This window comes from Gluconobacter kondonii, assembly GCF_002723995.1.
In the GTDB taxonomy this organism is placed as follows: Bacteria; Pseudomonadota; Alphaproteobacteria; order Acetobacterales; family Acetobacteraceae; genus Gluconobacter; species Gluconobacter kondonii.
The window spans coordinates 180,808-203,709 of sequence record NZ_BEWP01000003.1 but is presented as its reverse complement, the minus strand read 5'-3'; the positions used below and the strand labels follow the sequence as shown (position 1 = coordinate 203,709).

Below are 22,902 nucleotides of genomic sequence, written 5' to 3'. Positions count from 1 at the left end.
ATGCGCATACGCTACTGGACCGGTCTGGGGGCTCTGATGCTGTCTCTGGGCATGGCTGCCTGTTCGGACGGGACTTCGGACGAAACATTTCCTCCCATTGATTACAGCTACCTTTCCCAAATTCATCTGAACGTGGCTTCGATCAACATCCAGGACGAAGCGCCTGCCGCGCCGGATTCGCTGTCGGCCAAAGCCCCCATCGCGCCGGATCAGGCTCTTAAAAACATGGCAGCGCAACGCCTGATCGCCAGCGGAACCTCGGGCAAGGCGGACTTCATCATCAAGCAGGCCTATCTGAACCGCGCGGGCGATAACGCGCTGACGGGCGCCATGGATGTGCAGTTGAATGTCGCAGATGCCAACAACCAGCATACCGGATTCGTTCATGCTCGCATTACGCGCAAGCTGGACGCCGGAGACCGCGACCCGACATCCCGCAGGGAACTCTACACCTTCACCAACCAGATGATGCAGGACATGAATGTAGAACTGGAATTCCAGATCCGCAAAAAGCTCCTGTCCTGGATGACGGATGCCGCCGGAACGCCAATCGTCAATGGAGGCGTACAGCAGCAGACACTGGGCGTTCCGGGCGCACAGCCGGTGACTGCATCCACAACGCCTACGCTAACCTCACCGGACACGGCCTCTTCTGCTCCTGCAAAAACCGCAACGCCCATTGTTGCAGCCCCCAGTGCTCCGGACGCCATTTTCCCGACGGGTGCGGAAACCGACACCACAACCACTCCCGCCACCGTTCAGCGTTCACCCCAGCCCGGAACCCTGCAACTTCCTTCGACGGGCAGTTCCGGAAACCACTGAATTTTCCTATCTGGTTCAGAACTCTCGTCATGTTGTGATGAGCGACCTTCTGGCGGATTTCGTCCGCCTTCGTTAGGAAATGGGTTTTGTAAATCACCCATTTCTAGAACTTCTGTGCCCCTGGTTCTATCCCCGGAGAAAGCTGTGCCCCCCATGGAACCGACACTGAACAATCCATTCCGCCGCAGTGTCGTAAAAGGACTTCTGGGAACCACGTCATTTTGGATGGCGTCAGGAAACGCCCGTTGGGCAGAGGCTCTGGCTGCTGAAGCGGCCCAGCCCTATCAACCGGCTTTTTTCAATGCAGCGGAATACCAGTTTCTCGAATCCGCCTGCGAACGTCTGTTTCCCGCTGACCATAATGGCCCGGGCGCAAAGGCACTCGGTGTTGCGGAATTTCTGGACCGGCAGATGCAGACCCCATACGCACGGGGCGAAAACTGGTACATGTCCGGCCCGTTCGAGCAGGGGCCAGCCAATCTGGGTTACCAACTGCCTTTCGTCCCCAAAGACCTGTACCGCAAAGGAATTGCAGGGGTGGAGCACTACGCTCGCCAGCAATACGGGAAGGGATTTTCAGCTCTGTCCGCTTTGCAGCAGGACGAAATCCTGACAGCTCTTGAGGGTGGCTCCGTACAGCTTGGCGACATTCCGGGACGAGTCTTTTTCGAGCAGCTTCGGACCAACACACTAGAAGGAGCTTTTGCCGATCCGCTTTACGGCGGCAACCGGGGCCTTGGGGGCTGGATCATGCTGGGCTTTCCCGGCGCACGGGCGGACTTCATGGACTGGGTCAATCAGGAAGGGGCGTCCTATCCCATTGGCCCGGTTTCCATTTCCGGGGAGACCGCCTGATGGTCAAACATATCGATGCGATCATTGTAGGAGCAGGCTGGGCCGGCTCAATCATGGCCAAGGAGCTGACCGAAGCCGGTCTGTCGGTCGTCATGCTGGAGCGGGGGTCGGAGAGAACGACACCTGTCGAAGGGGCCTATCCGGAATCCATTGACGAACTGCGCGGAGCCATCCGCAAGCGGCTTTTCCAGAACCTGTCCCAGTCGACCCTGACGATCCGCAATACCATGGACCAGACAGCCTTGCCGTACCGGCAACTCGCGGCATTTTTGCCCGGCGAAGGCGTCGGCGGTGCGGGTCTGCACTGGTCTGGCGTCCATTTCCGCGTTGCTCCGGAAGACCTGAGGCTCCGCAGCGCCGTGATCGAACGGTATGGCGAGAAATTCATTCCCGAAGGTATGAACCTTCAGGATTATGGCGTCAGCTACGACGAGCTCGAACCTTTTTTCGACAAAGCAGAAAAGGTTTTCGGGACATCAGGAGAAGCCTACAAGGTTCAGGGAAAAATTGTCGGAGACGGGAATGTTTTTTCTCCGGATCGTTCCGATAATTTTCCACTTCCAGCCATGGAAGATACCTTTTCAGCATCAGTTTTCCGGGATGCCGCGAAAAATGCCGGGTATCACCCCTATTCTCTTCCCGCAGCCAATGCGTCGCGGCAATATACCAACACTTACGGCTGCCAGATGGGGCCGTGTAATTTTTGTGGTTATTGCAGCGGGTATGACTGCTACCTGTATTCAAAAGCATCACCCAACGTGAACATTTTGCCTGTCCTGCGGCAGGATCCGAGATTTTCCCTTATCCCGAACGCCCATGTTCTGCGCGTCGATCTCGACAGCACGAAAACAAAAGCGACTGGCGTCACATATCTGGACACGAAAACCCGGAAAGAAACCTCGCTCTCGGCGGATCTGGTTATTCTGGGGGCGTTCCAATTCCACAATGTTCATCTGATGCTCATGTCCGGAATCGGAAAACCCTACGATCCCATCAGCAACACCGGAACAGTCGGACGCAATTTCGTCTACCAGACGATCACGTCCTCACGCGTCTGGTTACCGCCTTCCACCTATACGAACCAGTTTGTCGGAGCGGGCGGAGCCGGAGTTGCCATTGACGATTTCAACAGCATGAATTTCGATCACGGACCGCTCGGTTTTGTGGGGGGATCGCCTGTCTGGGTCAATCAGGCGGGTGTAAAGCCGATTGCCGCCGCACTCGGCGCCGGAGGGGGAGGCACGCCACGCTGGGGTTCGGCCTACAAGGACTCCCTCGTCAATACTTACAAACATTCGCTCGGTATCGACGCCCATGGCAGCAACATGGCGTATCGGGATGTCTATCTGGATCTCGACCCAACGTGGAAGGATGCTTACGGACAGCCGTTGCTTCGCATGACCTTCACATGGAAGGACAATGACATCCGCATGAATCAGTATGTGGTGAGCAAGATCGAACCCATCGCCCGCGCTATGGGGGCAACGAAAATGAATCTGGTTCATCTCAACGCGGGTCAACCCTTCGACACGCGCACTTACCAGACCACCCATCTGGGAGGGGGGGCTATTATGGGAGAAAATCCCCAGACCAGTGCGATCAACCGCTATCTTCAGAGCTGGGATGTGTCCAACGTCTTCGTCATCGGGTCGAATGCGTTTCCGCAGGGCATGGGATATAATCCAACGGGAATGGTGGCTGCGCTCGCTTACTGGGCCGCGCACCATATTCGAACGACATATCTCAAATCCCCTGGCCCGCTGGTGAAAGCATGAAGAAACCTCTCTTCATCGCCTGTATTCTCGGAGCCGGACTTACGGGATCTGCAATCGCGCAAGATACTGACACAGCCACCTTGGAAAAAGGACGCTATCTGGCAGCTGCCTCCGACTGCGCGGCCTGCCATTCCGTTCACGGGAAACCGGAATATTCTGGAGGAGTATCATTTTCTCTTCCTATGGGGAAAATCTACTCCACCAATATCACCCCCGACCCCGAACACGGGATCGGACGCTATACGGAAGCACAGTTCAGCCGTGCCGTACGGGAAGGCATTCGCCGGGATGGCTCAACCCTTTATCCCGCCATGCCATTTCCCTCATATGCCCGGATGACAGACAGCGATATTCACGCATTATTTGTCTATTTCAGGAAAGGCGTTCCAGCGGCTTCCGTTGCAACGCCGGACAACGAGATTAAGTGGCCACTGTCCATGCGTTGGCCACTCACGTTCTGGCGCTGGATTTTTGCGCCCACGCCTCATAAAGCCATCACCCGCACCGCCGGAGAATTTACCGATCCCCAACTGGCACGGGGCGCCTATCTCGTGGAAGGGCCTGCCCATTGCGGAGCCTGTCATTCTCCACGCGCCATCACCATGCAGGAAAAATCCCTGACGGCCGATGGCGGCCGTCTTTATCTGTCTGGTGGAGCCGTGGTGGATGGCTGGACGCCTCCGTCCCTGCGTCAGGAAAACCGGACCGGTTTGGGCCGCTGGCGCGAAGAGGATATCGTAGCGTTCCTCAAGACTGGCCGCGCCGAGACCGGAAGCGTCTTCGGTTCCATGACGTCTGCCGTTCTGCATGGCACACAGAAACTGACTGATGAGGATTTGCGGGCGATCGCGCATTATCTCAAAAGCCTTCAAACAGCCGACCAGTCCCAGACACCCTGGACATACGATCCCACCATTACGGACCAGCTTCACAAAGCGGATCTTTCATCGCAGGGCGCGCGCGTCTATATTGATCGCTGCGCCGCCTGCCATCGTACGGACGGCAAGGGATATCCTGCCGTCTTTCCGCCACTGGCGGGCAATCCCGTCGTGATGCAGACCGACCCGGTGTCACTCGTTCATATCGTTCAGGCTGGCGCGACCCTTCCTGCCATGACTGCCGCTCCCTCCTCCTTCACGATGCCTGCGTTTAACCACAAGCTGACCGATCAGCAGATTGCCGATGTCGTGACATTCATCCGGCATGCATGGGGAAACAACGCCTCCCCTGTTTCGGCAGAAGAGGTGGAACAGTTCAGCAAAAGCATGCCACCTTCCGATATGGCGGATGACACACCTGCGCTGAACTGAGCCTGTCAGGGCAGGAAACGGTACAGGACACAGCCCTGATATCCTGTGCCACCACTGGACGATGCGCCGTCGGTCGTCGCTGAATAGGAGCCACCACCGCCCGCGCCATATCGTGTGGCGTTCCGGCCGCCCTGATTGCCGCAACGCCCTGCACCACCCCACGGGCCATCACCTCCATAGCCTGAGAACGTGTAGGCGTTACACTGTCCATCACCACCGGACGTTCCGCTCTGGTTCCAGACGGTACCGCCAGAAGCATTTCCACCGACACCGCCTGCAGACCCCGTCGTGGAATAGAACGTGCCACCCTGTCCGCCTTCGGCCTGCAGGAGTGTCTGCCCGAGATAGCTGACAAGAGACGTACCACCCGTCTGTTCGGACCCGCCGCCATTCCCGACCGTAATCGCCAGTCCGCTGCCCTGCGTTGGACTGACGGTATAAATGCCCCAGGCATCCCCGCCACCGCCGCCGCCGGCACCAGAAAACGAACTGGCAGTCGTCGTGGCCTGCGAGGCCGCGCCACCCCCACCGGCACCGATAACGCGCAATTCCACTCTGGATGCCCAGGCCGGGATGGAAACCGAGCCATTTCCGGTCACGAGTGTCATGGGTTCGGTCGACGCCTTCAGCAGAGCCTGCGTCGCCAGCTCAGGAATGGTCGGCCAGAACACCTGTCCTGGTTGAGCTGTTACTCCCGCCAGAGTAGACGCTCCCTGCGGCACCGTAATCGTATAAAGCGCTACAACACACCCACCCGTCGGAGCAACAGGAGGGTTAGTTGCCGCGACAAAGGTCATAGTGCCCGTCCGACGCACAGGAAGCGCGCTGCCGTTGTTCTCAATACCAGCCTGTGTCTGGGAGGGATTGCTGGCATTGAAGAACGGAAGCACCGTCAGGTCAGCATCCTGTTCGGAACAGAGAGCATAAATCGTATAGGTATTGCCGGAGCCTGGCAGAGTAATGGTCTGCGAGGCCGTGCTGATATACTGGCATGTGAGAGCGGTCGTATCCGCTGCCAGACCTCCACCATTGCCACCAATGGTGGAAGCATCCATAACGCCGGGAGCAACAATCGACCCTGCCTCAATCGTCAGATTCAGGCTGTTATAAGCCGCCGAACATCCCAGTCCCGAGGCCGCCATGACATTAGGTCCGTAAAGCATGGACGCCAGATTACCGAATGCCGCCTTGGTATAGCGCCCTGCCCGCAGCAGATCCGTATCGAGCGGGATTGATCCCGCATAAACGATGGCCCGATCCATTAATTTTTCACCTTGATCCAGCCGGTAACGCCCATGGCTGCTGTCTGATCGACAACACGGCAGACTGTCGCCAGATCTGCGGCTTTTCCCAACTGTGTTTCCACAAAAAACTGACCACCCTGAAGGCTGCCGTAGCGCAGGGCCTGCGCACCATAACCGTGCCCCCCGCCCATGGCAGGAACCGATGCACAGGCAAGCGCATGACAGTCGGACGCATTGAGGGTTTCGATAATTACCGGATGCACACCCGTCACCGCGACAAGCGCATTCGTTACAGCCTGACGGGTGTTGCGTTCGGCAAACAGTGCCGCACGGATGCGTTTGCGATACACGACATCCGGCTCGGATGCCTGACGAACCAGTCCCCCATCCCCGAAATAATCTTCGGCAGCCATATCAAGAAAAGCGCCGCTCATCGTCGCAAGACGCATTTGCAGGGAACATTCCTGCATCAGTTGCCAGATTCCGGCCAGAACCGCACCAAAGCCACGCAGAATTGCGGCCAATACCGGTGCAGATTCCGCTTCCAACCCCTGGGGCGCCGGCGGAAACCACCCTGTCGGTAAAAGGCGCCGGAACCGACCTGCAAAATCCTCTACCGAGCCAGGCGCTGGCCCCGTATCCAGCAGAACGCTGCCATCAGAAGCCCGGAGGATATCTTTATCTTCATCATAGAGAACCGCCATCCCATCACCCTCCGACCTGGTCTGGAGCCATCAGCGGAATACGATAATCTGCACCGTTGACGTTGATATGCAGAAAACCCCCATTGGCAACAGTGGGCATTGTCCCCCCTGTTCCCGTCACCGGAGACGTAATCTGCAACTCCCCGCCGCTCGCTGGAAAAAGCCCCAGATTTCCCGATCCACCCGTCCCTTCCTGCACATACAGACCGGCCGCCTGTGTCCCGGCACCGGCCTGAACCTGAAGCGCGTTGGTCGGGCTTGGCATGCTGGCGACAGAAAACAGCGTCTCACCTTCAATATTACCAAATAGGATCCCGTTATCCGTAAATTCCTGACGCATGCCGTTAGTGCGTTCCGTCACGGTAGAACGAACAAATGCACCAACATTGGACCCGGCCACACCGGAAACGGTCTCAGGAGTATGCCACTCCACAGCCTGATTACGCGCAAGGGAAACAGCCGAGGCATATCCGGAATCCTTGCCATTCGTTCCGGTCAGGGACTGGGCCCCAAACACAATGCCCGTTTGCCATGAATTCGGATTGGAAACGAACACCATACCCGCCGCAGCATCGGAAGTCCCCGATGTCTGGCCCCCACCCGCACCAAGCTGGATCCCATATACGCCCCCGCCGACATTCGGCGCATAAGGTGTCGACTGTCCCACTGCAAGGCCACCAAAATTGACAGCCTCAAGCTCCATTCCGAAAGTTGGTTGATAATCCACTCCGGCCAGACGCCACGCTTCGCCATAATAGGCATAAGCGGTCGTGGTTGTCGGACTGGACGTATCATCGGAAATTCCCCAGGACGCCACCCCGATCGAACTCGGCTGAAAACCCAGCAACGCCTTACCGCTCACGGCATCGGATGTGCGCGACCCCGCAACAAACGCACTGTTGCCAAACTGCGCGAGCGACGCACACTGAGCATCCTGCAACGCCCAGGGACCGATGGATGTTGCCCCCATGGTTTCCGAAAGCCAGTCATTCTGAGACGAACTGGCCCTGTCGCTCAGAGTAGGATTGTCGGCTGCAACACCTACCAGAAGCCGGTCCGCAAACCGTTTTACCTGTGCGCCTTTGTCAGAGTAGAACTGCCCACTTGCCGCAACACTGACGGGTGCCTCGATAATCTGGGAGACCGTCGCCGTAACGGTTCGTGTACCGCTGGAATCTGCCAGTACGACAACCTCTTCTCCCGTCAGGGAGTCGAGTTTGGGATATGTATTAAATACAGCCATAAAAAGTCCTCATCCGTCCCAAGAATTCAGAATTCACCCCCTCAACCCTGAGTGACATTGATCTGAATATTCCCAACCATGAGTGCCTGGTTGCCATTTGCAGGAATATCGATCTGCCCGCCATTCAGTCGGACATTCAGAACAGACGTCACGGTAACGCCCGCACCGGCATAAGCCAGATAGGACAGGCGGCTGTACGGATAACCATCACCCACTGTCGTGGACGCAATATCCTTGGACACGGCCGACTGGATGGCGCTCACGGCCTGCTGAATCGGAACAGACGAAGGCACAATGACATCCATGGATACATTCAGCGTCAGATCCTGAGGCGCCTGCACAGCAAAACCGACCCCAAGAGCCCGCACAGAATCAATGGCATCATAGACATTCGATAAAATCTGGTCCGACGGAACGCCGCTTCCATCATTCACTACAGCCGTAAAATAACCACTTCGCGCATTCCCCGCCGTATCCAGACCATCCCGCAGCGAATAACTCAGATCCGTCTGGACATTGGCAATGGCATTACCCACCGCAGCCCTGCTGGCCGAGGCTTTTGCAGCCAGCCAAAGCGGAAAGCGTGTCCTCAGCTGGCTATCCGTTTCTTGATCGGAACCATTAAGGAAAGGCGCACCATTCGTCACCGTATCCAGTCCCGCCACGGCCGTTCCCATCAGACAGATCGCACCAACCGAAACATTTCCGACCGATCCGACCACCTGACAAGACACAGGAACCGATAACGTCGCAACGCCCGCCGCCCGCACATATCCTCCCGCAGAGGCAGACCATGTTGGCAAATTCTGATCCTGTGTCACCGCAAAGGAGATCCCCCCGACTGTCCGCACGATCACTCCTGGAGGAACAACTGCCGACTGCTCGCTGGCCAGAAAAGAAGTAAACGTCACAACACCTGTCGCTGCCGTGCCGGGCAATCGACTCATGCCAAAATCATAGACAAAACTGTCACAGTCCGACCCCGTTGACGTCGATAGGCGGGTCCGTAACAGTGATTGCAACACCAGATACTGCAACCACAAACCAACACCGCCAACACTTTCCATCAGGGCCCGAACGGGAGAACCGATAGAAACGTCCAGCAACTGCGAACAGGATGCCTGCGCCGTTGTCACCGCAGTGGAAACGGTCGTGGAAAAGGAACGTAAAGAGAGAGACATCGCATCCTCTTGGAGCGGTTCAATACTGTGCCGCTCTCATTATTTCAGTAGGAAAAAGACAGGCTCTGCTGCTGGCCGGACCCGGCATCCACATAGGAAACATCACATCTGCAAATGCCCAGCCCCTCATCCGTCACGGTGACAGTCACGGCCTCTGAAGCGTCCACATTGGCATCTTGCTGAACCTGCGCACGTATGACCGATTCCATGGCTTCCGGAGCAATGAGCTGTCCCACCATGAGCGGAAGCCCCACTCCATAATCGGGCTGCCAGACATAATTTCCCGCAACCGTCAGCAGACGCCTCAGCAATCCCTGCCTCGTAAGCTCCGATCCCGAAACTGTCTGAAGCCCTCCGGCGGACAGAACCAGATCATTCCCAAAAACATGCGAAAGAGCGATCATCCAAGCGGCCCTCCCGTTTTCTGGCTTCCTGCCAGATGAATATGTTCATTCAGAGAATGCTGATCAGTGCGAATATCCCCTCCGGAAAGAGTCAGTCCGGCAGATGTCAGCGTCATATCCGTTCCACCAACAGAAAGACTTATCGCCCCGTTCTTAATAAGGAGAGACGCATTTCCCGCACCCGCCGCCACACCATCCGGACCAATATGTAACCACCCCGCACCGGAAGACGATGCCCCAACACCTCCGGAAGCAGACAATGGCGGAAGACCGCACCCGCCTTTGACAAGAAATTCGCCAGGTTGTGCAACCTTACCGGTCAGCGGAGACACGGGCGCCATGACCACAGTGTCATACACACTTCCCGTCACGACCAGATGCTCTCCGTCTCCCTCAACCGGTTGCAAAACAACATGCGTTCCCGGAGAAGACGGACGTGCAATCCGAAGATCCCCCGCATGCACACCGCACGCATCCGGGATCCAGCCTGTTTCTATGTCTTCAGGCTGAATGCGGACTTTGACGGCATGATTGACCGGATCAACGGCAGACACGATTCCAAACATCGTATGCGCCGTCCGACCTTGCAGAGCAGCCGCATCAAAACGGGCGTCATTCATGCCTCACCTCCCCGATCTCTTAGAACGACATGCTGCACAAATCCCTGCTCCACGGAAAAGCGTGAGAGAACCTGATCGATCCCCAGGGTTTTCTCACCATTTCCTACCGCCACGGTCATGAAATCCCGTGGCGAAACTCCGATAATTCCCGGAATTTTAATTCGGACCGATAACGCGTGAGCAGCAATGCGAGCATGTTTACCTCGTGCCAGCCGCTGCAAGTCTTCCAGCCGGCGTCCAGGAACACGGAATGTATGGATGGTAGAATTTCCCGAAGGTGCGTCCTGAGAAAAAGAAACACCATCGTAATAGACGTGAGTCGTACTTCTCTGCCGGGAATCCCACGAAGCCATATGAACGACCACACCCGCCAGCAACTGCAAATCGCGCGCAATTCCGGTTTCAAGAACCGCCTGACGCATATCCGTCACCTGTGCATCAGCATCCGAAGCAGACCCCAGCGGCTGACAGACAAGAGATGTTCCGTCGGCATAAAGATCACAGAACGCATCCCTTGCAATCGTAAACGCCAGATCCGCCGCAGTCTGAAAACGGTGCTGCCCCATAAGAGCACCCCGTTTGTGCTCGATCTGCCAAAACTGACCCGCCATCAGCGCCGCCTGATCCGAGGGCAACGTAATCTGCGCCTCAAGCCCCGCCGCCTGCGCCATGATTTCCATAAGTTCCTGCTGGGTATGGTTGAGCCACGCATCCTGAACGCGCAGATCCATTAATGCTGCCAGCGCATCGCGACATTCCATCTCCAGAATGGCATGCTCAGCCACATAATCGATGTGATCAAGACGCCCCTGAAACAGCGTCGTCCAGGCCGCCGCAATATTCTGGGTATCCCGCATCTGAAGCGTCACCCATTTCCGCGCCGGCTGCTCCGCCTCAAACCACGGCGTTGCCGCTCCCTGCTTTCTGACGGCCAGACGAAGGGTAGCAACATCGCAGGCCTCATACCGGCTGGCATCGATTTCAAACTGTACAAGCGCCAGAACAGGATCGACCTGCCCGTCAAAAAGAACCTGAATCTCCAGGTTTCTGACACTCATTCCAATGCTCCATCAGGCAGACCGGACACCAGATCAAGCTCAACCGACGGAACCTTCAAAACAACAGTTTCAGAAATCCTTCCCAGATCCGGATCGGCCATCCCATTAACCTGCGCAATTCTCCACCATTGGGACGCATCTCCGAGTTCACGCGCCGCCACATGAAACAAGGAAATATCCGCAGCACTAACAATAATATCCTGCATCATTCCCTCATGCGAAAACGGACGGCAAAGCCGTCTCCTGCCCCTGAGCCACCGCAATATTCGCCGCAGACCGGTTGACCAGCCCCCCTGCATCAGCCGCCGCACTCAGAAGTGCCGCATTCTGACCCAGAGTATTCAGCGAAACACTGTTAACCGGCTGGATAGCCTCAACATTCTGTCCCGCCCCGGCAATAATGGACTGCAAACCGCTTCCCGCACTTTCCAGCCCTCCCGCCACAGACGCCAGTGCGGAGGGAACCGTCGCGAGATTCATCCCGCTCTGCGCCACGCCATTGACCGTCCCCAGTGCATCCGTAACTTTCGAGGCAAAACCGCCTGCCCCGACCAAACTGGCCAGCGGCATCACCTGTCCGACAACCGAAGACACCTGCCCCGCCGCCGTAAAGACGCCTTCGGAAACATCCAAAACAACCCCGGAAAAGCTGTCGAGAGCACTCCCGACATCATCTCCCAGCAAACCTGACAGAGTCGACACACTTTGGACGGACGCCGTTTCCTGAGGCCTCTCAAGCACCAGCTTATAGGAACAGACCGCCCCCTTCGCCTGATAGACGTAAGTAAACTGCGCAATCCACACCTGCACAGAAAGACCCGCCGCCGAGAACGCAACCTGCTGTCCCGCCATACGCATGCGCTCGACTGCCTGCGCGCGCATCTGCGCATCAGGACCGAGAAAACGTCCCTGCAGTTCCAGCCGTCCCGGATCATTGCCCAGCGCATCCACAACCCGCCCACCACCAGGCAAACGATGCACAACCAGCATCTGACGACCGCCAACCTGAAGCGTGTCCGGAACCTCAATTCCCGTCAGAACCAGATTTCCCAGTATAACCGGCGACGACGCCCCCAAACGCCCCACAGCGCCAATGGCATTTTCTATGTCAGAAAGGCCAATACCCATCAGGGAACATCTCCTCTGTCAGAAAAATCCGATACTGCGACCGGGATACTGAGGCTGCATGATCTCATCCACACCTCCGCCAGAACGACGTGCCGCCAGACGGGCATCACGATGACCCAGCAGAAAATCCCCGCTCCTCACCTCATGCTCCAGACGATCATTCACAATTTCAGTATCGTGATATGGTCGAGCCCCTGAAAAAACATGCTGCGACTTCTGTTCCCGCCCGATCGTTCCGTACATCCCCTCCCCCGCAAGGAGAGGCCGAGCTTGCGGCACAAACAAGGAGTTTCCAGACCGCCGCATCATCTCAAGAACAACGGACGATGCAGCACTCCCAACACGCCTCGCAGACTTTGAAGGGAATATTCTTTCGAGCAACCCCGATTGTCTTTCCGGAGAGACAGTTCTTCGGAAAAAAAAGTTGATACGTTTCTTATTGGAAACTATTTTATCTTGTTTGACACGCAGCTGCGACATCTGCCGCGGAGAATTCGGAAAGGTAGATACCCTTTTAATCCGCCCCTTGTTCCCAGCAAGAGCAACAACAGATCTGACAGAAAAAGAGGGCAGCATCGATACCTCATCCCCTTTTCGCCTTGAAAAGTGCGCCTCATTTCGCAACCCAGTCGGCTTCCCTGCGCCGGGCACGCTCCGAGTACTGGATGTTTCCCGCGTTCCAGAATACGCCATCCTGACCGCAATCTCCGGATGATTTCTGGCATGAACCGTCTTCGCCCAGCCCGATTTCCGCAAACGAGGCACCCCCGAAACCAGCGCTCCCCTTCGCAACAACCCTCTGACATACTGACCGGAAAATGTCCTGACCGAGAGAATATTCCGCCAGATGTTCTCCCGCATCATATCTCTCCCTGATACCGCATCATTTCCCAGTCAAAACAGTGTCCTTCCCGCTCACCGGTAATGACACACGCGGCCAAACGCCGCGCCCCTGACCACCCTCGCAAAACATCCCACGGCACCCCGTGATCCAGCAGATAAAGCATCTCCTGAAACCCGGAGTGCCGACTTAGTTTTTTGCGATGTCCCGGATATCATCATCCGCATCACGCTCAAACAACGGTGTCAGCGCAGCAATCCCGGATTTTCCGACACGCCGCGCAAGATCACGGATCTCGTCCTTGCTCTGCGGCATCTGAACCGGCACACCATCAATCGCCGTCACGGAACAGATCATTTCCGCATAGCCCAACCACGCAGACGCCGAAGCCCCATTGATCGCACTTCCCGCCGCTTCGATCAGATCCAGCATGTCCGCCGGATCAATCTCGCGCAACGTCAGACGACGCTTATCTGACAGAACAATTTCCTGCGGAAAATCACTCACGAAATCTTCGTCCTCGTAGAAGCAAAGAACTGAACCGTCTGATGGATCATATGATCCGCCTGCCAGGGATCACTTTTCAGCTGCATGGACACATTGTTGAACTCCCATGTGCTCGTCGAACCATCCGGCTCCGTAACGTACTGGTAGATCGTCCCGCTTCCGACCGATCCCGCATTCCAGTAGGCTGCTTCCACAGCTGCCACCAGATTGTCCAGCGCCGCATTGGCGCGGGCGATCTGAAACGCTCCCCGCCAGCCATTCGGAACATTGAATTCCAGCGGAACACCATTCAACGGATTGGCACGCAGAGCGTGCGTTTCCTGAGCGGCGCTGAAAGACGTCACATCCCTCAGATCAACCCGCTGACCATTCCACAGAACCGTAATCCGGCAATCCCGGCCAATGCTGTATGGATTTGCCATTTAGCCGACACTCCCCGACGCAGACGACACAGTGACAGACGCGCCGCCCTGCAAATTGACAATGAATTTCTCGTTGATGCCCTGATATCGAACAGCCACATCCGCCTGCACATAGCCCAGCGCCGTACGGGACTGCGGATTATTGCTCGAATCACAGACCACGCTATAGGGCAGTTCACTATTCTGAACGCCCAGAATACCCTGAGACAGCAGAGACGACAGAAACCCCAGAAGCGTCGAGCGAATATCACTGAACAGCGTGTCGTTAATGACCTCGCCGACATAACCGCCCATGCCGCCCGCAAGCGAAGACGCAATATAGTTCGTCAGACGCGTGTAATTGTCGCCATTCATGGTACTCTTGCTGGACGAATTATGCCCACACCGTACAGCCCAGTAACTTCCGCCCGGCGCCGGATTGCAGATCACATCAATTCCAGCCGTAAACAGCACGGACAGTTCCGCCGTGGAATACGTGGCACTGCTTCCCGTCAGACCTGCCTTCTGGCTTCCCACAATCCCCGACAGCGCCTTGTTCAGACTGGACTGTTCAGGTGAAAGCGCGGCCAGTCTGCCACCCGCAAATGCCTGCGGACTCACGAGAATCACACCGTTGCTGTCATCATCCCACCACAGCCAGTCCCCGAACATGAGCTTGACCGACGCCGCATCCAGACCACTCGATGCCTTAACCGCAATCGCATTCGTCACCGTATCCGCAGCTGGGCCCACGGCGATCATATAGACCCCCTCGGACGTCCCAAAAGCCGCCTGCGCTGTATAGGACGTACTGTCCGACACACCATGCAGCAACCCGACGGCACATCCCTGCCCACGCAGCGCATACATACCCGTCCGGACCGTGCTGTCCTGCCCCAGGAACTGCGCCGTGGTCGGAACGCCACCATCCGTGCCGCCTGAGAGCGTCACACTCGCAGCCGCCACAGCCGGAACCGTTTCCGGCAACACGACTTTCACGAGCGCACTCAGATCCTGCGCCACAGCAGCGGCAATCCCGGACCAGTTTGCACCGGCATAAGTCCTTGAACCCAGCTCGGCATGTGTCACCGCAAGTGCATAACCGGACCCCGTAGCCGTTACTGCGGCAACAATGCCATTACCCGCACTGCCAGTGCAGACAGCCTGAACTGTCACTCCATCAAGCTCACCGGAAGCAGCCACATCCGTTCCGTCCGTCACCCGGACAACCACGAACGTCGACGCTCCCTGCAGCACAGCAATATTGACCGCCAGACCCGCATCCGTCGTCTTGTTCTGCTTACCGCCGAACGCCGCGACATAATCGCTCATGCCCCCGATCGGCAGCGGCATTCCCACCGGCCCCCAGCCAGCGGTTCCCACAATCCCCAACACCGAAGACGATACGCCCGAGAGGGCCAGCGTCTGCGGCTGGGCAATCTGCACATAAAGATTTGGCACGGTCAGTGCCGTGGTATTCAGCGTTCCCGCCTGATAGACCAGAGACATCCCCGGATCGCTCTCCAAAATGCAGAAAGCGGGCACCTCCATGAAGGCCACCCGCTTTCCTAATGAAATTTCAGCTTTTATGACCCAGCTTCTGCGTCAGCTGCCGAGCGCAACCACCGTTCCGAAACGGTCAACACTCAACCCCGGATAAGCCGAGGCCACCGCCTGCGCTGCAATCACAGCCTGCATGGCCTCCAGAGCCGCCGTCACCGTCTGATTCGCCGCCCCGGGAGCCAGCACTCCGAATGCTGCCGAAAGCTCCTCCCCTGCGGACAGGTTTCCAATCCCGCACAGCATTTCGGACGCCCACTGCACCTGCAGGGTATCGAATACCAGCTCATAGAAATAATCCCGCCGATACAACGCCTCATTCTGCATCGTGTCGACATCTTCCACACTCTGAAAGCGAAGTTGAGCCTCCCGCCCGTCCAGAGTGCTGATCCAGCTCTGCCCCGCCAGCGCGGTATCCAGAACAGATGCGAGCGTCTCGCGCGCCGTCGCATCCGCCGTCCAGATCGAAACCCGATAGAGCTGCGCCTGCCGACGCGTCACCCGCACCGACTGGCCATAGCCACCGGCATGACCATTCAGAACCCGCCCCGGCACACTGACAACCGCACCATTCGCCACACCACCAGTCAACGCCGCCGCCAAAGCCGCGGCAACTGTCTTAGACGTGTCCTGCGCCGTCACCGCATAAGCTGCAGACGGTTCGCCTCCCTGTGGGATATCATCCAGCCAGACCGCCACCACTCCCGCCGGCGTCGCAGTACCGGAAAAAACGATCTCAACCGCCCCATCCGTCACAACAACTCCGACCGTAGGCTCAACCTTCTGCTGCACCCGCCAGGGCCGCCCCAGTGGTTCCGCCCATTCCGGCATTTTCCGCGGCGCCATCGTAACGGTCACGAAATCGATATTGTTGCGAATATTCTGGGCCGTAAAAAGATCGCTCGGCAAAAGCCATCCCCGACGCAACACGACCTGCCGCCCCGTCACCGAAACGCCCGATAACCCATCCGGATAAAGAACCTGCGCACAGTTATAAGTAAGCGCCAGCCCGACTTTGGAGGCATCCGTCATTCTTCTCCCTCCTCAGACCTGCTGAAACGACATGGTACACCGGATACCGAACCCGGATATTTCCACCGCATTGACCGTATAAGTCGTCCCAAGATCGGTCGTAACAGTCATATACGGCGTCAGCACAACTCCCGGCAGAAGCGGAAGATACATCACGGACTGACCCGGCCGTGTCGCCCCCGGAACACCACTTCCCGAAGATTCCCCCTTCGCCCGCATGATAATAGCCGCCGGACAGTCCGATACGAGCGTCTGCACCACTCCCGTAACACCGCTCACCGACACGGTCCGGCTACACACCACACAGAGCGGCGGCCGCAGAGGCTCTACGGATGCTACGAAATACGTCCGACCACTCGCAGCAAGAATATCGCCCACCTGCGTATCATCCCGGCGATCCGTCAGCACATATTCCGTCGGAATCCCCCATCCAATCGGACGCTCAAACGAAAACCCGGCATCTACGTCGAAAGCCAGCATCGGCTGTGCATAAAGCACACTCATCGGCGACAGACCGCTCGAAGGACGATACTGCTCGCCAGAAGCCCCCAGAACCTGCGCCGCCTTGGTATATCCTCTGGAAAGTCGGGCTGCGATCATTGCCTGCTGCACACCGCTCTCCTCAAACCACGATCGCCCGGCCGTCCTGCAGTTCCAGTCCACCCGTCACACCCAGAAACGCACACAAACGACGACGCCACAGCGTAAACAGCATCATCCGGTCCTGCACTTCGCGACCATTATGATACCAACTGGCCGCCCGTGCCGTATCCAGATTGTCCGACGACGCCGTGATTGCGGTTTCGAGCGGATAAAGCTGCGACAGATAAAGCCGGATCTGCTGCAACTCTGCCACAGACAGATAATTCATCCGCCATTCCAGCGCGCCTTCCACCTGAAAAAAGCGCCAGGATTCCTGGTTTCCTTCCCGCGATCCGATCGCGGGATATCCACAGAACCGCCGGATATCCATTTTCTCTCCTTCCGAGAGAATATCCGTCGATAAACCAACCGTTCCGGACATGTCATTCCTCCCGCAAGAAAGGCCCCCGTCTCAAAGACGGGGGCCGGAAATAGGTCAGAACGTCAGACCAAGCGCATCCGTACCAAGGCTCTCAATCACGACACCCCGCTTGAGATAGCTGTTCGTCGCCGTCGGAATGACCGTCATGTCCGCCGTCACGTCGGTCGGCAGAGCAAAACCACCAATCCAGTACCAGGACTGCGCAATGATCTGCCGCAGTCGATCCAGCGGCTCACGCGTCACCATCGCCACGCTGTCCACCATCTCGATCAGCGCCCGCTCGGCATCCGGAATATCGGAATGACCCGTCAGCGCACAGTCACCTTCGATCAGAGCCCCCTGCCCCAGCAGAAGCGCACGATGAATGGAACCCGCACCAAGCGACGCCTGCTGCGGCGCTTCCGTCGTCGGAATGAACCGCACACCCAGAAGCTCAATAACCTGACCGGAACGATATTCTTCCGAACCATAAGCACCACGATACAGATGCTTGAAATCCGGATCACGGAAGAGCGACAGAAGCTGCAGATCATCCAGATAACAGTGATACGCACCATTAATCATCGGCACGTTGTTGCGCCGCAGCGTCGCCACACCCGCCAGAACCTGCTGAATGCCCAGCGTATCCGCCAGACCGTTCGCACTCGCCGTCTGCAACGCTGCAGTGGTCAGACGACCATTCGGACGGATTACCATTGGCGCCGTGGACGCCACAACCGCCTGACCTTCCGTCCCATCCGCAACAGAAACGGATGCCGAGAACGTCATCTGCCCCGAAACACCGCCCGGCGCCGTAGACACATTCGTCCCATCCGCCGCTACGCTGACAAGCGTATAAACATCACTGCCCACCGTCACGGTCATGCCATGTGTCGCACTGAGCGCCGTGACCTGACCATTGACGATCACAGACTGGAAACCCCGGATGTCATCAACCGAAATGGTATTTCCCGCGCTCCCGAGCGTCGCCGTCACGCGCGTATTACCCCCCAGATAGCCGCCCACACCATTCTGCGCGCCACCAAACAACGTATTGCGCGCCAGACGATCCAGAGACTGCATCGCCTGCACACCGTTGGTGTTGGCGTTGGCCAGAAACTGCGACGCGATCCCCACGCCACTGGTCACCATATTCAGATCAATCGTATCGCCATACTGGTTGATCGACAGCGTGTACTGTTCAACAGCCCAGCCAGAAGGGCTCAGACCATTATCGAAATTGGTATTCCCCGTCGGATTAAGTGGCGTCGTCACAGGCGCCTTGAGGCTCTTACGTGTTTTTGTCAGCGTCTCACCAATGGCGTTCGGGAACACTTCGCGATCGGAAACCTGACGGAAACCCAGACGGGATTTCAGACCATTCTCGAATTCGCGGGCCAGAAAACCCTGCTGAATGGCGGCCTGAAGCTGAACAGGAAAATTATCAATGCTCATGTGTTTTTTCCATAAATGTGTTGTCTGAACCCGGCCTGCCATCAGACCCGGTCAAATATCGCTCCGAAACTCACTTCTGAGCCAGAAACTGCCATTTGCGCGTTTCGTAATCCGCCTCGCTGACGGCCCGCGCATTGAACGGTTCAACCCCGTCCGGACGAGGCGCCGCCTGCCCGACCGTCGTTCCGCTCGAATATCCAGGCCGCAGCACCTCACCAAACAGATAAGCCCGCTCCTGACGGGCCTGCTGCAAAGCCTCGGACACACCAACCACCGAGCCGTCTTCGCCCCGCTCGATCCCGTTGAGATCAATCAGCCGCACAACATCATCAGGATTATGTGCACCATTGCGGATCGCTTCCGCCCTGAGCGCCGACACAATAACCTCGCGGTTACTCTCCTCCCGCATCCGGGCCAGCGCTTCTTCATGATTGCGCTGAAGCGTCTCCTGCCGCGTCACAACATCCGTCATTTCCTGACGGACCGCCTCAACCTCGCTCCGCGCGTCATTCAGCGCCTGACGCAGAGCATCCACATCCTCAATGGTGTCATCAGTTCCGGACATCATTCCCCCGTCAACACTCATGCTTGTTCAGAAGCACACCACTGCTCCAGCATTTTCCATTCCGTATTCGGATCAGAATTTCCCGATGCCATTGCAAACATCCGAACCGCGGTCTCGCGGCTCAGAATTCCATTGGAAACCGCCACCACCAGCCCCTGCACCAGCGACAGCAGTTCCGGGTCCGTGGACGGAAACCACGCCGGCCACCGCAAACTCATACGGCAATACGGCAGGTCCTTAACCAGCTCGCCTCCAAGCCGCAGCCCGTTTTCCAAAACACAGGAAAAGCGACACGCCATCCGGTAAATCGACAGCAGCGCACCTTCCCCATAGGAATGCCGCAGTCGATCCACCAGCCAGATCAGCGGCTGACACATCATCTCCATGGCCTTGCCGGACTGCGCGCCGCCAACCCGGTCACCATGCGCACGGTTTCCGTGAAGCTGCTCCAACACCACCAACCGCAGTTCCCGATAATGATCGAGCACTGCACCCGCAGCATTACCGTTGATCTCCAGAAGCTTCGCATCTCCCTCAGGCGGAAGCGTCAGCGCCGAAGCCGCACCACCCTGATGCGCCACCCCATCGGAAAAACCACCCGTTTTCAGGACCAGCGTCGGATCGGAGCCATATTTCAGCCCCCGCCCTGCTTGAGACAGCAGATAATCCGCTTCGATCACCGTATCGATGGCCCGCTCGAACGTGCATTCGCCCTCCGGATCACGCCCACAGGGCCCACCCAGATTGCGCGTCCACACGATGGGCACGAACCCCAGCCCATGTCGAACGGAACGGCTCTCATCCCGAACCCCGCCATCCATTCCCACCAGCCACGGCACAGACACGGCACAATCGACCGGCGTCCAGACCCGCTGCCACCAGAACTGCGCACCCAGAAGTTCATCCGCAATCGGATAACCCTGCGCCGCCAGATCCCGCCCCCGGACCAGAAACCTTTCTTCGACCCGCAACAGTTCACCCGTCGCATCATCCCAGAATGGCGTCAGATACGCCGTTTCCAGAACAGACAGCTTCGGAACCCCCGCCGACACCTCGAACAGGATCGCAACCGACCCGACAGACCCCAATCGCGCCGCTTCCATCAGAAGCGACGCCAGTCTGGTCTGCGAAGCAAACGTGCTCATGGCATGCGCCACTCGCGCATCGTCCGTCACCAGACCCGGCCAGTGCGTATCCCCAAAAAGGAGCGAAACCGCCTCATCCACAACCGTCCGACACAGATTGGTCCGGACCGAAGGACGGCGACTGGATAACGGGATATATTCGCCCGCTCCCGACTTCTCCATCGAGAACGGATGCGGCAGCGCATCATACTGCGTCCCATCCAGAACACGCTTGAGCGCCAGCAGCCGCGCCGTCCGCGCGGACGCACCCGCAGGAACAGCATAACGCTGTTGCAGGGACAACCAGTCCATGTGTTCTCCATTGTTTCAGGCCACTCGCCGACCTGAAACGGTCGGCTCAGCGCGCCAGCGAAAATCCAGACGAGCTCCAGCCCGTCATGCCGCCGTTTCCGGCAAGCATCAGTTCACTCAGCCCCCAGACCATCGCATCCGCCCGGTCCGGAGACCGTGGCCCGCGATATCCACTGACCGAGAAATGACAGAGTTGATCCTCAAGCACCGTCAACCGGCCATGATGAACAACCCTGCCAACCTCGTAGAGCGCCGCAACCGGCTCAGCACGTGCCGCCTTGCCCCGCGCCGCCGTCACCAGCTTGACGGAAGCATGCGCCCGCACACTCCGGATCGTGCCCTCTACCAGAGCCCCCCCGAAGTTCCGCTCCGCAACAATGCGTTCAGCACCCCAGTCATCAAATGCCCGCAAGGCCCGGGCAGCCCAGCCCGCCGGACTATCCCGGGCAGACAGATCTTCCAGAACATGCCCCACACCAGCCGCATCAACGCCACAGACCACAATTCCGATCTCGTCGGACCTGTAGTCTTCCGGCCCCGCCGCCCCAGAAGGATCAACAGACACCAGAATACGCCGCATCCGAGCTGCCACATCCGCCCGGCTCTGCGCCGTAATCGCCGCCTCACGCCGGAACATCTCCAGCCGCCACAGCGCACCCTCAACAACCGATTGATATTCACCATACAGAAACCGCCGTTTTTCCCGCTCGGGAAGCGCTTCCAGACTGGCAAGATAATCCGCGCTCAGATTGTCCCGGTTCGCCTGCGGATTCAGGATCATCGTCGCATAAAGCGACCGATCCCCCACTGGCTCCCCCGACTTGGGCTCGATCCCGCTTTCGAAAAGCGCATAAAGCCAATGCCCCATCGTCGGCGGATTGGCATCGATATATTCCTTGACCGCAAGATCCGTCTTCTGCGCCAGACGCGTCAGAAGCATATTCCGCGCGCCATAACTGATCTGACTGGCCTCGTTCAGATAAACAGTCGCAAACTCCAGACCCAGAATCTTCTCGGTCCGCTGCTCGTCATCCAGCCCCCCGAAAAAGATCGTCGATCCATTCGGGAACGTCACAACACAATCCTGCCGGTCCAGCTTCCACCCGACCTGCGGAAAACACATCCGCATGACTTTCGGAAACGTATCCCGCAAAACCGACGCCTTCAGCGCCGTCAGACGATGACGAAAAATGCCATGTCGACTTTCCGGAGCCTTCAGCGCCCGTATCACAACGGCCCGAACCAGAACAAAGGTCTTCCCAGACCGCGCCCCACCCCTCAGAAGAATATGCCTTGCCGGCCCGCCCAGCAGCCGCACCGCATCACGCTGCGAGTCATTCAGTCTAAAGGGCGCTGTCATCACTGCTGATATTGATCGAGATTACCCCCGAACGTCCATCAGCCTCCATACCAGCCCTGAAACGGGACGGACGATGCGCCCGAAGCAGAAACGCCATTAAACCGTCACTGTAACGCTTCCGAACAATCGGATTTCCCGTATCCGGATCGCAGACGACACGTCCCGCATACGTAATGGGTTCATCATATCCCTCTACGGCTCTCCGCCGTGCTTCCGCCTCCAAAGCATCCGCAGCTTCCTCCAGAGCATCCTCCCAGCGGGACGAAAAATCCTGATCCGTCTCTTTCCAGAGATACAGCGTACTCCGCCGAACCTCTGCAACACGTCCGGCTTCCGAAATATTTCCACTCACAGACAGATGCTCGAGAAACCTCTTTTTCCGTTCTTCTGACTGCTCC

At 57.7% G+C, this 22,902-nt stretch carries 25 protein-coding genes; 4 read left to right on the top strand and 21 right to left on the bottom strand.

The window, feature by feature from the left end:
• The 4 genes from GKO01_RS05005 to GKO01_RS04990 all read left to right on the top strand — a co-directional run bounded on the left by GKO01_RS05005 (position 1) and on the right by GKO01_RS04990 (position 4,762).
• Positions 1-822: a hypothetical protein gene (locus GKO01_RS05005; protein WP_099286038.1), complete on the top strand. Its 822-nt coding sequence runs from the start codon at positions 1-3 to the stop codon at positions 820-822.
• A 144-nt stretch (positions 823-966) separates the two neighbouring features.
• The gene (locus GKO01_RS05000) at positions 967-1,677 is read left to right on the top strand and encodes a gluconate 2-dehydrogenase subunit 3 family protein (RefSeq protein WP_244901332.1); all 711 of its coding nucleotides are present in this window, start codon (positions 967-969) and stop codon (positions 1,675-1,677) included.
• A complete protein-coding gene (locus GKO01_RS04995) occupies positions 1,677-3,452 on the top strand; it encodes a GMC family oxidoreductase (RefSeq protein WP_373319091.1) in 1,776 nt (591 codons plus the stop codon). The genes GKO01_RS05000 and GKO01_RS04995 overlap by 1 nt, the downstream gene beginning before the upstream one ends.
• A complete protein-coding gene (locus GKO01_RS04990) occupies positions 3,449-4,762 on the top strand; it encodes a cytochrome c (protein WP_099286035.1) in 1,314 nt (437 codons plus the stop codon). The genes GKO01_RS04995 and GKO01_RS04990 overlap by 4 nt, the downstream gene beginning before the upstream one ends.
• 5 nt (positions 4,763-4,767) lie before the next feature.
• On the opposite strand, the gene GKO01_RS04985 is transcribed toward GKO01_RS04990, so the two are convergent.
• The 21 genes from GKO01_RS04985 to GKO01_RS04885 all read right to left on the bottom strand — a co-directional run bounded on the left by GKO01_RS04985 (position 4,768) and on the right by GKO01_RS04885 (position 22,856).
• The gene (locus tag GKO01_RS04985; protein ID WP_099286034.1) at positions 4,768-6,024 is read right to left on the bottom strand and encodes a glycine-rich domain-containing protein; all 1,257 of its coding nucleotides are present in this window, start codon (positions 6,022-6,024) and stop codon (positions 4,768-4,770) included.
• Positions 6,024-6,710, bottom strand: a complete 687-nt coding sequence (locus GKO01_RS04980; protein ID WP_099286033.1) for a hypothetical protein — start codon at positions 6,708-6,710, stop codon at positions 6,024-6,026. The genes GKO01_RS04985 and GKO01_RS04980 overlap by 1 nt, the downstream gene beginning before the upstream one ends.
• A gap of 4 nt (positions 6,711-6,714) precedes the next feature.
• Complete coding sequence (locus tag GKO01_RS04975) at positions 6,715-7,953, bottom strand: hypothetical protein (protein WP_099286032.1); 1,239 nt, start codon at positions 7,951-7,953, stop codon at positions 6,715-6,717.
• A 41-nt stretch (positions 7,954-7,994) separates the two neighbouring features.
• Entirely contained in the window at positions 7,995-9,134 is a 1,140-nt protein-coding gene (locus GKO01_RS04970; RefSeq protein ID WP_099286031.1) for a baseplate J/gp47 family protein, read from the bottom strand.
• 44 nt (positions 9,135-9,178) lie between these two features.
• Entirely contained in the window at positions 9,179-9,538 is a 360-nt protein-coding gene (locus tag GKO01_RS04965; protein ID WP_099286030.1) for a phage tail protein, read from the bottom strand.
• Positions 9,535-10,158 carry a phage baseplate assembly protein V gene (locus GKO01_RS04960; protein WP_099286029.1) on the bottom strand — a complete coding sequence of 208 codons (624 nt, stop codon included), beginning with the start codon at positions 10,156-10,158 and terminating at the stop codon, positions 9,535-9,537. The genes GKO01_RS04965 and GKO01_RS04960 overlap by 4 nt, the downstream gene beginning before the upstream one ends.
• On the bottom strand, positions 10,155-11,216 hold the full coding sequence (locus GKO01_RS04955) for a hypothetical protein (RefSeq protein WP_099286028.1): 1,062 nt from the start codon (positions 11,214-11,216) through the stop codon (positions 10,155-10,157). Before GKO01_RS04955 ends, GKO01_RS04960 begins: the two co-directional genes overlap by 4 nt.
• Positions 11,213-11,425, bottom strand: coding sequence for a hypothetical protein (locus tag GKO01_RS04950; protein WP_174694236.1), 213 nt, complete (start codon positions 11,423-11,425; stop codon positions 11,213-11,215). The genes GKO01_RS04955 and GKO01_RS04950 overlap by 4 nt, the downstream gene beginning before the upstream one ends.
• A gap of 4 nt (positions 11,426-11,429) precedes the next feature.
• Positions 11,430-12,344 carry a hypothetical protein gene (locus GKO01_RS04945; protein ID WP_099286027.1) on the bottom strand — a complete coding sequence of 305 codons (915 nt, stop codon included), beginning with the start codon at positions 12,342-12,344 and terminating at the stop codon, positions 11,430-11,432.
• Between the two features lie 18 nt (positions 12,345-12,362).
• A complete protein-coding gene (locus GKO01_RS15755) occupies positions 12,363-12,920 on the bottom strand; it encodes a hypothetical protein (RefSeq protein ID WP_145994734.1) in 558 nt (185 codons plus the stop codon).
• A 454-nt stretch (positions 12,921-13,374) separates the two neighbouring features.
• On the bottom strand, positions 13,375-13,692 hold the full coding sequence (locus tag GKO01_RS04935) for a hypothetical protein (protein WP_099286025.1): 318 nt from the start codon (positions 13,690-13,692) through the stop codon (positions 13,375-13,377).
• Entirely contained in the window at positions 13,689-14,114 is a 426-nt protein-coding gene (locus GKO01_RS04930) for a hypothetical protein (RefSeq protein ID WP_099286024.1), read from the bottom strand. Before GKO01_RS04930 ends, GKO01_RS04935 begins: the two co-directional genes overlap by 4 nt.
• Positions 14,115-15,602 (bottom strand): phage tail sheath protein, encoded by a 1,488-nt coding sequence (locus tag GKO01_RS04925; protein WP_099286121.1) that lies wholly within the window; start codon positions 15,600-15,602, stop codon positions 14,115-14,117.
• 96 nt (positions 15,603-15,698) lie between these two features.
• The gene (locus GKO01_RS04920; RefSeq protein WP_099286023.1) at positions 15,699-16,685 is read right to left on the bottom strand and encodes a hypothetical protein; all 987 of its coding nucleotides are present in this window, start codon (positions 16,683-16,685) and stop codon (positions 15,699-15,701) included.
• Positions 16,686-16,697: 12 nt separating this feature from the next.
• On the bottom strand, positions 16,698-17,297 hold the full coding sequence (locus tag GKO01_RS04915; RefSeq protein WP_174694235.1) for a hypothetical protein: 600 nt from the start codon (positions 17,295-17,297) through the stop codon (positions 16,698-16,700).
• 10 nt (positions 17,298-17,307) lie between these two features.
• Positions 17,308-17,709 (bottom strand): hypothetical protein, encoded by a 402-nt coding sequence (locus tag GKO01_RS04910; RefSeq protein ID WP_099286022.1) that lies wholly within the window; start codon positions 17,707-17,709, stop codon positions 17,308-17,310.
• Positions 17,710-17,763: 54 nt separating this feature from the next.
• Positions 17,764-19,143: a DUF4043 domain-containing protein gene (locus GKO01_RS04905; protein WP_099286021.1), complete on the bottom strand. Its 1,380-nt coding sequence runs from the start codon at positions 19,141-19,143 to the stop codon at positions 17,764-17,766.
• Between the two features lie 70 nt (positions 19,144-19,213).
• Entirely contained in the window at positions 19,214-19,729 is a 516-nt protein-coding gene (locus GKO01_RS04900) for a phage scaffolding protein (RefSeq protein WP_244901331.1), read from the bottom strand.
• The gene (locus GKO01_RS04895; protein WP_099286020.1) at positions 19,726-21,144 is read right to left on the bottom strand and encodes a phage portal protein; all 1,419 of its coding nucleotides are present in this window, start codon (positions 21,142-21,144) and stop codon (positions 19,726-19,728) included. The genes GKO01_RS04900 and GKO01_RS04895 overlap by 4 nt, the downstream gene beginning before the upstream one ends.
• Before the next feature lie 46 nt (positions 21,145-21,190).
• Positions 21,191-22,504, bottom strand: a complete 1,314-nt coding sequence (locus GKO01_RS04890) for a phage terminase large subunit (protein ID WP_174694234.1) — start codon at positions 22,502-22,504, stop codon at positions 21,191-21,193.
• The gene (locus tag GKO01_RS04885) at positions 22,488-22,856 is read right to left on the bottom strand and encodes a hypothetical protein (protein WP_244901330.1); all 369 of its coding nucleotides are present in this window, start codon (positions 22,854-22,856) and stop codon (positions 22,488-22,490) included. Before GKO01_RS04885 ends, GKO01_RS04890 begins: the two co-directional genes overlap by 17 nt.
• Positions 22,857-22,902 lie beyond the last annotated feature (46 nt).

What these genes read in the sequence shown, in the direction of transcription:
- GKO01_RS05005 (WP_099286038.1), top strand. Translation starts at nt 1, where the DNA reads ATGCGCATACGCTACTGGACCGGTCTGGGGGCTCTGATGCTGTCTCTG.
- GKO01_RS04995 (WP_373319091.1), top strand. Translation starts at nt 1,677, where the DNA reads ATGGTCAAACATATCGATGCGATCATTGTAGGAGCAGGCTGGGCCGGC.
- GKO01_RS04990 (WP_099286035.1), top strand. Translation starts at nt 3,449, where the DNA reads ATGAAGAAACCTCTCTTCATCGCCTGTATTCTCGGAGCCGGACTTACG.
- GKO01_RS04985 (WP_099286034.1), bottom strand. Translation starts at nt 6,024, where the DNA reads ATGGATCGGGCCATCGTTTATGCGGGATCAATCCCGCTCGATACGGAT.
- GKO01_RS04980 (WP_099286033.1), bottom strand. Translation starts at nt 6,710, where the DNA reads ATGGCGGTTCTCTATGATGAAGATAAAGATATCCTCCGGGCTTCTGAT.
- GKO01_RS04975 (WP_099286032.1), bottom strand. Translation starts at nt 7,953, where the DNA reads ATGGCTGTATTTAATACATATCCCAAACTCGACTCCCTGACGGGAGAA.
- GKO01_RS04970 (WP_099286031.1), bottom strand. Translation starts at nt 9,134, where the DNA reads ATGTCTCTCTCTTTACGTTCCTTTTCCACGACCGTTTCCACTGCGGTG.
- GKO01_RS04965 (WP_099286030.1), bottom strand. Translation starts at nt 9,538, where the DNA reads ATGATCGCTCTTTCGCATGTTTTTGGGAATGATCTGGTTCTGTCCGCC.
- GKO01_RS04960 (WP_099286029.1), bottom strand. Translation starts at nt 10,158, where the DNA reads ATGAATGACGCCCGTTTTGATGCGGCTGCTCTGCAAGGTCGGACGGCG.
- GKO01_RS04955 (WP_099286028.1), bottom strand. Translation starts at nt 11,216, where the DNA reads ATGAGTGTCAGAAACCTGGAGATTCAGGTTCTTTTTGACGGGCAGGTC.
- GKO01_RS04950 (WP_174694236.1), bottom strand. Translation starts at nt 11,425, where the DNA reads ATGATGCAGGATATTATTGTTAGTGCTGCGGATATTTCCTTGTTTCAT.
- GKO01_RS04945 (WP_099286027.1), bottom strand. Translation starts at nt 12,344, where the DNA reads ATGGGTATTGGCCTTTCTGACATAGAAAATGCCATTGGCGCTGTGGGG.
- GKO01_RS15755 (WP_145994734.1), bottom strand. Translation starts at nt 12,920, where the DNA reads ATGCTGCCCTCTTTTTCTGTCAGATCTGTTGTTGCTCTTGCTGGGAAC.
- GKO01_RS04930 (WP_099286024.1), bottom strand. Translation starts at nt 14,114, where the DNA reads ATGGCAAATCCATACAGCATTGGCCGGGATTGCCGGATTACGGTTCTG.
- GKO01_RS04925 (WP_099286121.1), bottom strand. Translation starts at nt 15,602, where the DNA reads ATGTCTCTGGTCTATCAGGCGGGAACGCTGAATACCACGGCACTGACC.
- GKO01_RS04920 (WP_099286023.1), bottom strand. Translation starts at nt 16,685, where the DNA reads ATGACGGATGCCTCCAAAGTCGGGCTGGCGCTTACTTATAACTGTGCG.
- GKO01_RS04910 (WP_099286022.1), bottom strand. Translation starts at nt 17,709, where the DNA reads ATGTCCGGAACGGTTGGTTTATCGACGGATATTCTCTCGGAAGGAGAG.
- GKO01_RS04905 (WP_099286021.1), bottom strand. Translation starts at nt 19,143, where the DNA reads ATGAGCATTGATAATTTTCCTGTTCAGCTTCAGGCCGCCATTCAGCAG.
- GKO01_RS04900 (WP_244901331.1), bottom strand. Translation starts at nt 19,729, where the DNA reads ATGAGTGTTGACGGGGGAATGATGTCCGGAACTGATGACACCATTGAG.
- GKO01_RS04895 (WP_099286020.1), bottom strand. Translation starts at nt 21,144, where the DNA reads ATGGACTGGTTGTCCCTGCAACAGCGTTATGCTGTTCCTGCGGGTGCG.
- GKO01_RS04890 (WP_174694234.1), bottom strand. Translation starts at nt 22,504, where the DNA reads ATGACAGCGCCCTTTAGACTGAATGACTCGCAGCGTGATGCGGTGCGG.